This window comes from Aeromonas sp. FDAARGOS 1414 (assembly GCF_019047065.1).
In the GTDB taxonomy this organism is placed as follows: Bacteria; Pseudomonadota; Gammaproteobacteria; order Enterobacterales; family Aeromonadaceae; genus Aeromonas; species Aeromonas veronii_A.
The window spans coordinates 680,327-693,637 of the sequence record NZ_CP077210.1; the positions used below are offsets into that span (position 1 = coordinate 680,327).

Sequence of the window (13,311 nt, forward strand, 5' to 3'; positions counted from 1 at the left end):
GGAGTTCTGTGATAAGTGGCAGATAAAAAAAGCCCGCGCAGTGCGCGGGCTTGTTATCTCAGGACTGGTTATCAGGCCTTGGATTTCTTCTTGCCTTCAACCTTGGCTTCAACCGGGGCAGCAGTTACCGGAGCGGCTTCGGTGAACGGACGGCCGTAGTAGGAGTCCAGCAGAACCTGCTTCAGCTCGCTGATCAGCGGGTAGCGCGGGTTGGCGCCGGTGCACTGGTCATCGAAGGCTTCGATAGCCAGCTGGTCAACCTTGGCCAAGAAGTCAGCCTCGGCAACGCCAGCTTCGCGGATGGAGGCCGGGATACCCAAGGTAGCCTTCAGCTCGTCCAGCCAGGTCAGCAGCTTCTCAATCTTGGCAGCGGTGCGGTCACCGGCAGCAGTCAGACCCAGGTGGTCAGCGACTTCGGCGTAACGGCGGCGAGCCTGCGGACGGTCGTACTGGGAGAACGCAGTCTGCTTGGTCGGGTTGTCGTTCGCGTTGTAGCGGATGACGTTGCTGATCAGCAGGGCGTTGGCCAGACCGTGCGGAATGTGGAACTCGGCACCCAGTTTGTGAGCCATGGAGTGGCACACACCCAGGAAGGCGTTGGCGAACGCTATACCGGCGATGGTGGCAGCATTGTGCACCTTCTCACGAGCGATCGGGTCGTTGGCACCGTTCTGGTAGCTGGATGGCAGGTACTCTTTCAGCATTTTCAGGGCTTGCAGCGCCTGGCCGTCGGAGTACTCGTTGGCCAGTACGGAAACATAGGCTTCCATGGCGTGAGTCACGGCATCGATACCACCGAAGGCGCACAGGGACTTCGGCATACCCATGACCAGGTTGGCATCAACGATGGCCATGTTCGGGGTCAGCTCGTAGTCAGCCAGCGGATACTTCTGACCAGACACTTCATCAGTTACTACTGCAAACGGAGTGACTTCAGAGCCGGTACCGGAAGTGGTGGTGATACAGACCAGTTCGGCCTTCACGCCCATTTTCGGGAACTTGTAGATACGCTTGCGGATGTCCATGAAGCGCATGGCCAGATCTTCGAACGCAGTGTTCGGGTGCTCGTACATCACCCACATGATCTTGGCTGCATCCATCGGTGAACCACCGCCCAGCGCCAGGATAACGTCCGGTTTGAAGGAGTTGGCCATCTCGGCACCCTTGCGAACCACAGCCAGGGTCGGGTCAGCTTCTACTTCGTAGAACACTTCCACTTCCATATTCTGTGCTTTCAGCAGGCTGACCAGTTCATCGGCGTAGCCGTTGTTGAACAGGAAGCGGTCAGTTACGACCATGGCACGCTTTTTACCTTCCAGGTCGCTCAGAGCGATCGGCAGGGAACCACGACGGAAGTAGATGGATTTCGGAAGTTTGTGCCACAGCATGTTTTCTGCCCGTTTTGCGACTGTCTTCTTGTTGATCAGGTGCTTCGGACCCACGTTTTCGGAGATGGAGTTACCGCTCCAGGAGCCGCAACCCAGGGTCAGGGACGGAGCCATTGCGAAGTTGTACAGGTCACCGATACCGCCTTGGGTAGACGGAGTGTTGATCAGGATACGCGCGGTCTTCATCTTGTCGCCGAAGTACTTGATGCGGTCAGCGTTGCGGTCCTGGTCGGTGTACAGACCTGAGGTGTGGCCGATACCACCGATGTTGACCATGTCACAGGCCATATCAACGGCGTTTTCGAAGCTGCTTGCACGGAACATACCGAGCAGCGGGGACAATTTCTCGTGAGCAAACTCGTCTTCTGCACACAGTTTGACGCCTTCACCGATCAGGATCTTGGTATCAGCCGGTACAGTCACGCCTGCCATCTCGGCAATCTTGGTCGCCGGCTGGCCAACGATGTTGGCGTTCAGGGCACCGTTGATCAGGATGACTTTACGGACCTTGTCTGCATCTTCTTTGGAGAGCACGTGGCCCTTGTGGGATGCAAAGCGCTCTTTAACCTGGTCGTAGATGGCATCAACAACGATGACTGCCTGCTCGGAAGCACAGACCACGCCGTTATCGAAAGTCTTGGACATCAGGATGGAGGCAACGGCACGCTTCACGTCGGCGGTTTCGTCGATAACGATAGGTACGTTACCGGCACCCACACCGATAGCAGGCTTACCGGAGGAGTAGGCTGCTTTCACCATGCCCGGGCCACCGGTGGCCAGGATCAGGTTGATGTCTTCGTGCTTCATCAGGGCGTTGGAGAGCTCAACAGACGGTTGGTCGATCCAGCCGATGATGTCTTTCGGCGCACCAGCGGCAACAGCTGCATCCAGTACCAGCTTGGCAGCGGTATTGGTGGAGTTCTTGGCACGGGGGTGCGGGGAGAAGATGATGGCGTTGCGGGTCTTGAGCGCGATCATGGATTTGAAGATCGCAGTGGAGGTCGGGTTGGTGGTCGGAACGATACCACAGATGATACCTACCGGCTCGGCGATGGTGATGGTACCCATCTGATCATCTTCGCTCAGAATGCCGCAGGTTTTCTCGTCTTTGTACTTGTTGTAGATGTATTCGGAGGCGAAGTGGTTCTTGATAACCTTGTCTTCGATGATACCCATACCGGATTCTTCCACGGCCATCTGGGCCAGGGGGATACGGGCGTTGTTGGCGGCCAGGGCGGCGGCACGGAAGATCTTGTCTACCTGCTCTTGAGAGAAGCTGGCGAATTCACGCTGGGCTTCCTTAACGCGGGCGACCAGTGCATCCAGTTCAGCCAAATTGGTTACTGCCATGTTTATCTCCTGATTATTTGAAAACTGTTTAGTAAGACGTTGGCAATGCCCGGCAATTATAGTCGCCCTGTCAAGACGGTATCGTTGCAACAGCTTTTTCACATGCCTTACTAAATCGCTTTCTGAGTCGATTATAGAGCGGGGCTGACTCAGAAAAACTTGATCTGGATCATGTGTAACAAAAGAACAAAAGAAATTTTATTTCACAATCCTTGTTTGACTGATGTTATCGGAATGTGCATCAAAGGGAAAGGCGAGAGACTTGTTAACGCAGGGTAATAAACCACATTTATCAAGTGGTTAATTGCAATCGAACATAGGATTGCAGAGCTATTTTGGCGGTATAGGTTAGCAAATATGAGTGAATTGGTTTCAAAATCACCGACAAACGCACTTTATTCCAGCGTTTGTTGCAAAAATGATTGTTGTTTTAATCCATGACTAATCCGCTTTATTCCCCGAGGGGGCCATTTCTGCCCCCTTTCCCGGTTTTTGCATTGTGGCTCTCTTGCCGAGTCAATGAAGTGATGTCTGGCCTGAAATAGTGGGAAGGCAAAGCCTGGATCCTCTCGAGTCGCTTGGTCATTCGGTCTGTCATCGTCGGACTCTCTGGTCATGATTAAGCAGGCTTGCGCTCACTTTTCTGGCGCGTGTCGGGCGGTAGAAAGGGTTTTTGGCATCGGTTTATGCCAGTTAGCGCTGATGCATTAGATGAACTAACTAAAAAACCCTCAAAATGGTGAGATTATTTGATTGGTGCCCGCTCTGGCTATGATGTAAATTTACGCACGAAATTAATGGACTGGCCCGCTGGGCCCGAAACTCTATTGGAAGGCGCCTATGGCAGCAATTGACGTCTCGTTGTATTTGAAGTTTTTTGTCGGTTTGTTCGCAATTATCAACCCGCTTGGTTTGTTGCCGGTGTTTGTCAGCCTGACCAGCCACCATACCCAGGCCGAGCGGATGAAAACCAATACCACCGCCAATATCGCGGTGATGGTGATCCTGCTGGTCTCCATGTATATGGGGCAGCTGATCCTCGATGGGTTTGGCATCTCGCTGGCATCGTTCCGGATCGCCGGTGGGTCGCTGATTACCCTGATTGCCTGGTCGATGCTGCAGGGCAAGCTGGGCGAGGTGAAGCACAACAAACAGGAGAAGGGGGAACTGGCAGTGCGCGAGTCTATCGCCGTGGTACCGCTGGCGCTGCCGCTGATGGCGGGCCCCGGTGCCATCTCCTCGGTGATTGTCTATGCCAGCCAGAGCCACTGGCAGCAGCTGCTCGGCATGTCAGTGGTTGTCGTTGTCTTCTCTTTCTGCTCCTGGCTCATCTTCCGCGCCGCGCCGCTGCTGTTCAAGATCATGGGCAACACCGGCATCAACGTGGTGACCCGTATCATGGGTCTTATCATGATGTCGCTGGGTATCGAGATCATGGTGGCCGGTATCAAGGGGGTTTTCCCCAGCCTGATGTGAGCCAGCTCCGCTTTATGAAAGCCGGTCCTCGTGACCGGCTTTTTATTGGTTGCTTTTTGCCCGGTCTTTTCTAGAATCGGTCGTTTGTGTGAAAAATGAGCGCTTTGTTGGTGTTTTAATACTGAAAAAGCGCGTGCCAGCTGATTTTTTGACCAGAAAATGACGATTACCCTGACAATATCTGTTGCATTATCGGAATTGGCAGGGAATTATGCTGGGAGCGGGTTTTAACCCCGTCACTTTAAAAAATGCATGGAATGTTCTTGTTGGAGTAGGGAAATGACTCATAAAAAAACAATGATTAACACATTGCTGGTGGCTGCACTGTTTGGTGGCGTCAATGTGGCTCAGGCTGCCGATGTCCCGGCGGGAACCAAGCTGGCTGAAGTCCAGCAACTGGTAAAAGGCAACGGCTCCGAGCCTGCGACCCTTGACCCGCACAAGACCGAAGGAACGGTCGAATCCAATATTCTTCGTGACCTGTTCGAGGGTCTGGTACTTTCTGGTCCCAAGGGTGAAGTACTGCCTGGCGTAGCAGAATCTTGGGAAACCAAGGATAACAAGCACTACGTCTTCCATCTGCGCAAAGATGCCAAGTGGTCCAACGGTGACCCGGTCACTGCCCACGATTTCGTTTTTGCTTTCCAGCGTGCCGTTGATCCGAAAACCGCCTCTCCTTACTCCTGGTATCTGGAGATGCCGACTATCGCCAACGCCACCGATATTATCGCTGGCAAGAAACCCGCTGATACGCTGGGTGTGAAGGCGACCGACGACTACACCTTCGAAGTGCAGCTCGAGAAAGCCATCCCTTACTTCGTCAGCATGCTCTCCCACACCACCACCTATCCGGTACCGAAAAAGGTAGTCGAGCAGTTTGGTGACAAGTGGACCCAGCCGGAGAATATGGTATCCAACGGTGCCTATGTGCTGAAGAAATGGGTGGTTAACGAGCGGATAGAGCTTGAGCGCAACAAAAATTACTGGGACGACGGCAAGACAGTGATCAATACAGTGGTCTATTTGCCGATCCAGTCTACCAACGCCGATCTGAGCCGCTATCTGGCGGGGGAGGTGGATCTGACTTACACCACTCCTATCGAACGTTTCAAGCAGCTCAAGAAGGATTACCCGAATGAACTGAAGGTGACCGGCTTGGTGTCCACTTACTATTACCAATTCAACTTCAAGCACAAACCGTTTGACGATGTGCGTGTCCGTACTGCGCTCTCCTACGCCATCGATCGTGATGTGATCGCCGACAAGGTAATGGGTCAGGGCCAGACTCCGGCTTACGGTCTGACCCCAGACTATGTGGATGGTTTCAAGCCAGTAGTCGCCGATTGGTCGAAGATGACCCAGGCCGAGCGTGATACCAAAGCGAAAGCCATGTTGAAAGAAGCCGGTTTCGATGCCAGCAAGCCGCTCAAGCTCGAACTTCTCTACAACACCGACGATAACCACAAGAAAGTGGCCGTGGCCGTGGCCTCCATGTGGAAGAAGCTGGGTGTGCAGGTGAGCCTGGTCAACCAGGAGTGGAAAACTTACCTGGAAACCAAGAAACAGGGGCAGTTTGAAGTAGCTCGTGCCGGCTGGAACGCTGACTACAACGAAGCCTCCTCCATGCTGGATCTGATGCAGACCACCCACGGCACCAACGACGGCAAGTACTCTAATCCGGAGTATGACAAGCTGATGGATGAGTCTCGCGATCAGGTTGACGATGTGGCCCGCAACAAGATCTATGCCCAGGCTGAGGCCATCCTTGCCAAGGACATGCCGATCGCCCCTATCTATCAATACGTTACTCCGCGCATGGTGAAATCCTATGTGGGTGGCTACCCGGCCAACCCGCTGGATAACCTCTACAGCAAAGATATGTACATCATTGCTCACTGATTTAAAGCAACAAGTCGCATAACAAGCAGGGCCCGCCGGACGGCGGGCCTTTATTACAACCGCGACCATTTGGAAGCAGTACAGGACAGGAAATGTCTATGTTGAAATTCATTTTTAAACGGCTATTGGAAGCGATCCCGACTCTGCTGGTCTTGATCACCGTATCTTTCTTCATGATGCGTTTCGCCCCCGGTAACCCCTTTACCAGCGAGCGTTCACTGCCCCCCGAAGTCATCGCCAATATCGAGGCCAAATACGGGCTCGACAAACCCATTGGCATGCAATATCTCACTTACCTGGGCAACCTGGTGCAGGGTGATTTGGGCCCCTCTTTCAAATACAAGGATTTCACCGTCAATGATCTGGTGAGCCAGGCGCTGCCTGTTTCCGCCAAGATCGGGACCACGGCCTTCTTCTTCGCCGTGCTGCTGGGGGTCACCTTCGGCACCATAGCGGCCCTGAAACAGAACACCATCATCGACTATCTACTGATGTCGTCGGCCATGGCCGGGGTGGTGATCCCGGGCTTTGTGCTGGCGCCCTTGCTGGTGCTGTTTTTCAGTATTCATCTGGGCTGGTTCCCTGCCGGTGGCTGGCAGGGTGGTGGCATCCAGTTTATGGTGCTGCCTGTGTTCGGCATGATGATGTACTACATCTCCGCTATCTCGCGGATCATGCGGGGCAGCATGATCGAGACCATGAACTCCAACTTTATCCGTACCGCCCGTGCCAAGGGCTTGCCGCTGCGCCACATCATCCTGAAACACGCGCTGCGTCCGGCCATGCTGCCGGTGGTCTCCTATCTGGGCCCGGCCTTTGTCGGCATCATCACAGGTTCCGTGGTGATCGAGACCATCTTCGGCCTGCCGGGGATCGGTCAGCTGTTCGTCAACGGTGCCCTTAACCGTGATTACTCCATGGTGCTCGGTCTGACCATTCTGGTCGGCGCCCTTACCATCACCTTTAACGCTGTGGTCGATATTCTCTACGCCTTTATCGATCCCAAGATCCGTTACTAATTCGGGAGTTCATCATGGTTGTTTCAACTGAAAAACGGGATGCCGTCGAGGCGTTCGCGCAAAAAGTGGAAGTGGTGGAGGGGCGCTCCCTGTGGAAGGATGCCCGTCGCCGTTTCCTGCGCAACAAGGCTGCCCTGACCAGCCTGATCATTCTGACCATCATCGGTCTGGCGGTCATCTTTGGCCCCCATTTGTCCCAATACACCTTTGACGATCCGGACTGGGGCGCCATGCAGTCGCCGCCGGATATGGAAGCGGGTCACTACTTCGGAACCGACAGTCTGGGGCGCGATCTGTTCGTGCGCACCCTGCTGGGTGGCCGTATCTCCCTGATGGTCGGCATCATGGGCGCCATGGTGGCGGTCATCATCGGCACCCTTTATGGCGCGGCCTCCGGCTTTATCGGTGGTCGGGTCGACAGCCTGATGATGCGGGTACTGGAGATCCTCAACGCTTTCCCGTTCATGTTCTTTGTCATCATGCTGGTCACCTTCTTTGGCCGCAATCTGGCACTCATCTTTATCGCCATCGGGGCGGTGAGCTGGCTCGACATGGCGCGTATCGTGCGGGGCCAGACTCTCAGCCTCAAGAGCAAGGAGTTTATCGAGGCGGCTCACGTCTGTGGCGTCTCCAAGTGGAAGATCATCACCCGTCACATCGTACCGAACGTACTCGGTATCGTGGCCGTTTACGCCACCTTGCTGGTGCCGGGGATGATCATGTTTGAATCCTTCCTGAGTTTCCTGGGCCTTGGGGTTCAGGAACCGATGACCAGCTGGGGTGCCCTGCTGGATGAAGGCTCCAAGTCGATGGAAGTGGCCATCTGGCAACTGCTGTTCCCCGCCTGCTTTATGGTGGTGACCCTGTTTTGCTTCAACTTCCTCGGGGATGGTCTGCGTGACGCCCTCGATCCGAAAGATCGTTAATCGAGCATCGGATCGACAGGAAAGCATCACGAAAGATCGATAAGGAGTTTTTATATGAAGTTACTGGATGTGAAAGATCTGCGGGTCGAGTTCAAGACCCCGGACGGCAATGTGGTGGCGGTCAACGACCTCAACTTTTCTCTCTCTGCGGGTGAAACCCTGGGGATCGTCGGCGAGTCCGGCTCCGGCAAATCCCAGACGGCCTTTGCCATCATGGGGCTGTTGGCCAAAAACGGCATTATTACCGGTTCCGCCAAGTTTCAGGGTGAGGAGATCCTCAACCTGCCGGAGTCCAAGCTCAACAAGATCCGCTCCGAGAAGATCGCCATGATCTTCCAGGACCCCATGACCTCGCTCAACCCCTACATGAAGGTGCAGGATCAGCTGATGGAAGTGCTGATGTTGCATAAGGGCGTCAGCAAGGCGGAAGCGTTCGAAGAGTCGGTACGGATGCTCGATGCGGTCAAAATTCCCGAAGCACGCAAGCGGATGGGCATGTATCCCCACGAGTTCTCCGGCGGCATGCGTCAGCGGGTGATGATCGCCATGGCACTGCTCTGCCGGCCGCAACTGCTGATCGCTGACGAACCGACTACCGCACTCGATGTGACCGTACAGGCCCAGATCATGACGCTGATGAACGAGCTCAAGCGCGAGTTCAACACCGCCATTATCATGATCACCCACGACCTGGGCGTGGTCGCCGGTATCTGCAACAAGGTGCTGGTGATGTATGCCGGTCGTACCATGGAGTACGGCAAGGTAGACGATATCTTCTATCGCCCGAGCCACCCCTATACCGAAGGCTTGCTGCGCGCCATTCCCCGTCTCGATACCGAAGGGGAAGTGCTGCCCACCATCCCGGGCAATCCGCCCAACCTGCTGCGTCTGCCGACCGGCTGCCCCTTCCAGGAGCGGTGCCACCGGGTCAGCGAGATTTGCGGCCAGCAGTCACCGATCCTGACCCCGTTCAACGACGGTCGGGAGCGTGCTTGCCACTGGGTTTCGGATGCCATGAACAAGGGGGCCAACTAAATGGGTGCCGACAAAAAATTGCTGTTGGAAGTGTCTGACCTCAAGGTCCACTTCAGTATCAAGAGTGGCAAGGCGTGGCCCTGGGCCAAGCCGTCTGACCTCAAGGCGGTCGATGGCGTGACCTTGCGTCTCTATGAGGGTGAAACCCTCGGCGTGGTGGGGGAGTCCGGCTGCGGCAAATCGACCTTTGCCCGCGCCATCATCGGTCTGGTACCGGCCACCGATGGCAAGGTGGTGTGGCTGGGTGACGATCTCACCAAGCTCGATCAGAATGCCCTGCGCGAGAAGCGTAAAGAGATCCAGATGATCTTCCAGGACCCGCTGGCTTCTCTGAACCCGCGCATGACCATTGGCGACATCATCGCCGAGCCGCTCATCACCTTCTATCCCAACCTGCCACGGGAAGAGGTGAAGGAGAAGGTGCGCGCCATGATGAGCAAGGTGGGGCTGTTGCCCAACCTGGTCAACCGCTACCCGCACGAGTTTTCTGGCGGCCAGTGCCAGCGGATCGGTATCGCCCGGGCGCTGATCCTCGAGCCCAAGATGATCATCTGCGATGAGCCGGTCTCGGCGCTGGACGTATCCATTCAGGCGCAGGTGGTCAACCTGCTCAAATCCCTGCAAAAGGAGATGGGGCTGTCGCTTATCTTCATCGCCCACGATCTGTCGGTGGTCAAACACATCTCCGATCGGGTGCTGGTGATGTATCTGGGCAACGCCGTCGAGCTGGGGACCCGCAAGGAGATCTTTGCCAATCCGCTGCATCCCTACACCAAGGCGCTGATGTCAGCGGTGCCGATCCCGGACCCTGAGCTGGAGCGCAACAAGGTGATCCAGATCCTGGAGGGGGACTTGCCCTCACCGATGAACCCGCCGTCCGGTTGCGTGTTCCGCACCCGCTGCCCGGTGGCTGGCCCCGAGTGCGCTAAGACCCGCCCTGTGCTGGAGGGGAACTTCGATCACGCTGTCTCCTGCCTCAAGGTCGATCCACTCTGATGGGGATGAGTTGAACCTGTTTGCGGGGCTCCTTGATGGGGCCCCGATTTATTTCTGGCGGTAGTGAAGATGCCTCTTGGCGTTATCTTTTACCGCTGCTACTATCCGCGCAACAAGGGGAGTAACTTCTCGCCGGTTTGTCGTCATTACGGTGCACCCATTTCCTGCAGTGCACCCGGCAGCCGGGCAGTCGATGCAAATCAGCTGTAAGTGAGACCTTGCCGAGAGGCAAGGTGTATCTGCTCCAAACGCAAACCCACGCCTCTCGGTCGTGGGTTTTGTCGTTTTTGGGAGAAGTGAAAATGGGTGAATGGTGGATGTGGACCGGTTTCTTCAGCATAGTGCTGGTCCTGTTATGGATAGACATACGCTTTGTCGGTGGTGGCAAGTCACACAAGGTGTCCCTCAAAGAGGCGGGTGTCTGGTCCCTCATCTGGGTCAGCGTGGCGCTGCTCTTCAACCTGGCCATCTGGCTCTGGCTCGATCACAGCGCGGGCCGTGAAATCGCCAACCAGAAGGGGTTGGAGTTCCTCACCGGCTACCTTATCGAGAAAGCGCTGGCAGTGGACAACGTCTTCGTCTGGCTGATGCTGTTCGGCTACTTTGCCATTCCAGCCGAGCTACAGCGCCGGGTGCTGCTCTACGGGGTACTGGGGGCCATCGTGATGCGTGCCGGTATGGTGTTCGCGGGCAGCTGGCTCATCGAGCAGTTCCACTGGATCCTCTATCTGTTTGGCGCTTTCCTGCTGCTGACCGGTGCCAAGATGCTGTGGGCGGCCGACAAGGAGCCTGATCTCGCCAACAACCCGTTGCTGGGCTGGATGCGCCGTCGTTTCAAGGTGACCGAGACCCTGGAAGGGGAGAAGTTCTTCGTCTGGCGTGACGGTGTGCGCTATGCCACCCCGCTGCTGCTCATTCTGGTGTTGGTGGAGGTGAGCGATCTCATCTTCGCGGTGGACAGTATCCCGGCCATCTTCGCGGTGACCACGGATCCCTTCATCGTGCTGACCTCCAACATCTTCGCCATCATGGGTCTGCGCGCCATGTACTTCCTACTGGCGGGTGTGGCTGATCGCTTCGCCCTGCTCAAATACGGTCTGGCGCTGATCCTGATGTTTATCGGGGTCAAGATGCTGCTGCTGGATATCTTCAAGATCCCGACCGGCATAGCACTGGGCGTAGTCGCGTTGATCCTGCTGGCATCCATGGGGCTGAGTCTGTTTGTGACCCGTAAAAAGGCCGCTTGAGCGCGGCAGACAATTAAGCAATAACAACAAGGGCTCCCGCGGGAGCCCTTTTTCATATCGTGTTATCCGCGTTTGATCTTCTTGGGGTTGGTGTAGCCCCAGATGGTGTACATGTCCGCCAGCAGGGCGCCGTTGTACTCCTCCAGATCCGCCTGTTTCACTTCGGCGTCACCCTGACGGCCAAACAGCACCACCTCGTCGCCGGGTTTCACCCCTTTCAGATCAGTCACATCCACCATGATGGTGTTCATGGAAGTCTTGCCGACCACCGGCACCTTCTGACCCTGGATCAGCACATAGGCCTTGTTGCTCAGGGAGCGGCGATAACCGTCGGAGTAGCCCAGCGGCAAGTTGGCGAGCCAGGAGTCACGCTTGAGAGTAAAGGTGCGGTCATAACCGACGGTGTTGCCCGCTGCATAGTGGTTGACCGAGGCGACCTGGGTCTTGAATGCCATCACCCGCTTGTACTCGGTGTGGGAGGGGATGGAGTCACCGTAGAGCAGGCCGCCCGGGCGCACCATGTCGAAGTAGGCGTCCGGCACGGCCAGGGTGGCGAAGGAGTTGGCGGCGTGGATGGTGATCTTGCTGCGATCCAGCTTGCCTGCTTCCAGCAGCCACTGGGAGTCCAGTTTGAACTGGGCCAGCCCCATCTTGACGTCCTCTTTCTCCTCAACCGGGAAGTGGGTCATGATGCCGACCGGGGTGATCCCCTTGAGCTTGAGCATGGCCAGCGCATCCTGCTTGGCATCGGCCAGACGCAGGTCGATGCCGTTGCGGCTCATGCCGGCGGAGTTGAGCGCGATATGCACCGGAATGGTGGTGTGGTGGCGCTGGGCGATATCGGCGATACCCTGGGCACTCACCAGACTGCCGATCAGCTCCTCCATCTTGTAGGGCAGGGCCTGCTCTACTTCATCCGGGGTGGCTGCACGCACCCGCATCAGACGGCCGGTAAAGCCCTTCTCGCGGGCGACGCGCGCCTCTTCGTTGCTGGCGATGCCGATGCAGGGGATATTGGCCTTGACCACGGAGGGGACCAGCAGGTCGATGCCATGACCGTAAGCGTCGGCCTTCATGATGGCGCAGATCTGCGGGCCCTTGTCGCCGAGGCGATCCTTGAGGGTCTGGATATTGTGCTCAAAGGCGCCTAGATCCACTTCCAACCAGGCGTTGCTGGCGGTTTGCTCCTGGCCGTTGCGATGATCCGTCGCAAGGGGCAGATAGGGAGCCGCAACGGCTTGGCCCGCGAGCAGGCCGAAGATCAGGGTAGCCAGCAGAGTTTTCTTGTGCATGGTGATTCCTTTTTGTTGTTCGCGTTGGATAGTTTGGACGGGGTCGGCCACATTGGTGGTGGTTTAACCACAACTTGTTGTTATTATTATGATCTTTGTCACTCTCAACAGGCGCTGACTGGTTGGGAGTCTACCGCAACACGGGTTCGGCCGACACTCGTCAGGGGAAGAAAATGGTCAATCTTGAGTTACTTTTGCCACCACCGCTGATCTTTCTGCTCTGTGCCGGGGCCATGTCGTGGCTAAGAGGGGAGGGTCAGCCCGGCATCTGGGCAATGACGCTGATGGCTGTGCTGGTCGTGGCGGGGGCCATCATGGGCTTTGGTGCCCTGCAACGATTTCGTCACCACCAGACCACGGTCAGCCCCACCAAACCTCAGCACACCAGCCGTCTGGTGACCTGTGGCGTCTATCGTGTCAGCCGCAATCCCATGTATCTGGGCTTGCTCTGCTGGCTGGCCGCCTGGGGCTGTTATCTCGGCGGGATGTGGGTCTGGGTTGGGCCAATCGTGCTGGTGGCCTGGTTAACTCGCTTTCAGATCATGCCGGAGGAGCGGCTGCTAAGCGCCCGTTTTGGCGACGAGTATGTGGCGTATTGCCAGCGTGTTCGCCGTTGGTGCTGATTGGCAGTGACCTGCGTGGGCTGAGCGGATAATTCGGGTCAGCCGTGCTGGATAAAGAGA

10 protein-coding genes are annotated in these 13,311 nt (G+C 56.4%); 8 read left to right on the plus strand and 2 right to left on the minus strand.

All coding sequences use genetic code 11. The features are described from left to right. Nucleotides 1-71: 71 nt before the first annotated feature. Nucleotides 72-2,738 carry a bifunctional acetaldehyde-CoA/alcohol dehydrogenase gene (gene adhE, locus I6L44_RS03070; protein WP_216953265.1) on the minus strand — a complete coding sequence of 889 codons (2,667 nt, stop codon included), beginning with the start codon at nt 2,736-2,738 and terminating at the stop codon, nt 72-74. An 840-nt stretch (nt 2,739-3,578) separates the two neighbouring features. Here adhE and I6L44_RS03075 point away from each other — a divergent pair. The 7 genes from I6L44_RS03075 to I6L44_RS03105 all read left to right on the plus strand — a co-directional run bounded on the left by I6L44_RS03075 (nt 3,579) and on the right by I6L44_RS03105 (nt 11,336). Then, nucleotides 3,579-4,214, plus strand: coding sequence for a YchE family NAAT transporter (locus I6L44_RS03075; protein ID WP_005337678.1), 636 nt, complete (start codon nt 3,579-3,581; stop codon nt 4,212-4,214). Between the two features lie 279 nt (nt 4,215-4,493). Then, a complete protein-coding gene (locus tag I6L44_RS03080) occupies nt 4,494-6,113 on the plus strand; it encodes an ABC transporter substrate-binding protein (RefSeq protein ID WP_120413955.1) in 1,620 nt (539 codons plus the stop codon). 98 nt (nt 6,114-6,211) lie between these two features. Next, nucleotides 6,212-7,132: an oligopeptide ABC transporter permease OppB gene (gene oppB / locus I6L44_RS03085; RefSeq protein WP_005337672.1), complete on the plus strand. Its 921-nt coding sequence runs from the start codon at nt 6,212-6,214 to the stop codon at nt 7,130-7,132. A 14-nt stretch (nt 7,133-7,146) separates the two neighbouring features. Then, nucleotides 7,147-8,058: an oligopeptide ABC transporter permease OppC gene (oppC, locus tag I6L44_RS03090; protein ID WP_005337670.1), complete on the plus strand. Its 912-nt coding sequence runs from the start codon at nt 7,147-7,149 to the stop codon at nt 8,056-8,058. Nucleotides 8,059-8,112: 54 nt separating this feature from the next. Further along, nucleotides 8,113-9,093, plus strand: coding sequence for an ABC transporter ATP-binding protein (locus I6L44_RS03095; RefSeq protein WP_005337668.1), 981 nt, complete (start codon nt 8,113-8,115; stop codon nt 9,091-9,093). After that, on the plus strand, nt 9,094-10,089 hold the full coding sequence (oppF, locus tag I6L44_RS03100) for a murein tripeptide/oligopeptide ABC transporter ATP binding protein OppF (protein ID WP_005337666.1): 996 nt from the start codon (nt 9,094-9,096) through the stop codon (nt 10,087-10,089). Between the two features lie 302 nt (nt 10,090-10,391). Continuing rightward, entirely contained in the window at nt 10,392-11,336 is a 945-nt protein-coding gene (locus I6L44_RS03105) for a TerC family protein (protein WP_005337664.1), read from the plus strand. A 62-nt stretch (nt 11,337-11,398) separates the two neighbouring features. Here the strand turns inward: I6L44_RS03105 and alr are convergent, their stop codons facing one another. After that, nucleotides 11,399-12,628 carry an alanine racemase gene (alr, locus tag I6L44_RS03110; RefSeq protein ID WP_043825627.1) on the minus strand — a complete coding sequence of 410 codons (1,230 nt, stop codon included), beginning with the start codon at nt 12,626-12,628 and terminating at the stop codon, nt 11,399-11,401. A 173-nt stretch (nt 12,629-12,801) separates the two neighbouring features. Between alr and I6L44_RS03115 the strand changes: the two genes are divergently transcribed. After that, nucleotides 12,802-13,251, plus strand: a complete 450-nt coding sequence (locus I6L44_RS03115; RefSeq protein ID WP_216953266.1) for an isoprenylcysteine carboxylmethyltransferase family protein — start codon at nt 12,802-12,804, stop codon at nt 13,249-13,251. The last annotated feature ends 60 nt before the right edge of the window (nt 13,252-13,311 follow it).

What these genes read in the sequence shown, in the direction of transcription:
- adhE (WP_216953265.1), bottom strand. Translation starts at nt 2,738, where the DNA reads ATGGCAGTAACCAATTTGGCTGAACTGGATGCACTGGTCGCCCGCGTT.
- I6L44_RS03075 (WP_005337678.1), top strand. Translation starts at nt 3,579, where the DNA reads ATGGCAGCAATTGACGTCTCGTTGTATTTGAAGTTTTTTGTCGGTTTG.
- I6L44_RS03080 (WP_120413955.1), top strand. Translation starts at nt 4,494, where the DNA reads ATGACTCATAAAAAAACAATGATTAACACATTGCTGGTGGCTGCACTG.
- oppB (WP_005337672.1), top strand. Translation starts at nt 6,212, where the DNA reads ATGTTGAAATTCATTTTTAAACGGCTATTGGAAGCGATCCCGACTCTG.
- oppC (WP_005337670.1), top strand. Translation starts at nt 7,147, where the DNA reads ATGGTTGTTTCAACTGAAAAACGGGATGCCGTCGAGGCGTTCGCGCAA.
- I6L44_RS03095 (WP_005337668.1), top strand. Translation starts at nt 8,113, where the DNA reads ATGAAGTTACTGGATGTGAAAGATCTGCGGGTCGAGTTCAAGACCCCG.
- oppF (WP_005337666.1), top strand. Translation starts at nt 9,094, where the DNA reads ATGGGTGCCGACAAAAAATTGCTGTTGGAAGTGTCTGACCTCAAGGTC.
- I6L44_RS03105 (WP_005337664.1), top strand. Translation starts at nt 10,392, where the DNA reads ATGGGTGAATGGTGGATGTGGACCGGTTTCTTCAGCATAGTGCTGGTC.
- alr (WP_043825627.1), bottom strand. Translation starts at nt 12,628, where the DNA reads ATGCACAAGAAAACTCTGCTGGCTACCCTGATCTTCGGCCTGCTCGCG.
- I6L44_RS03115 (WP_216953266.1), top strand. Translation starts at nt 12,802, where the DNA reads ATGGTCAATCTTGAGTTACTTTTGCCACCACCGCTGATCTTTCTGCTC.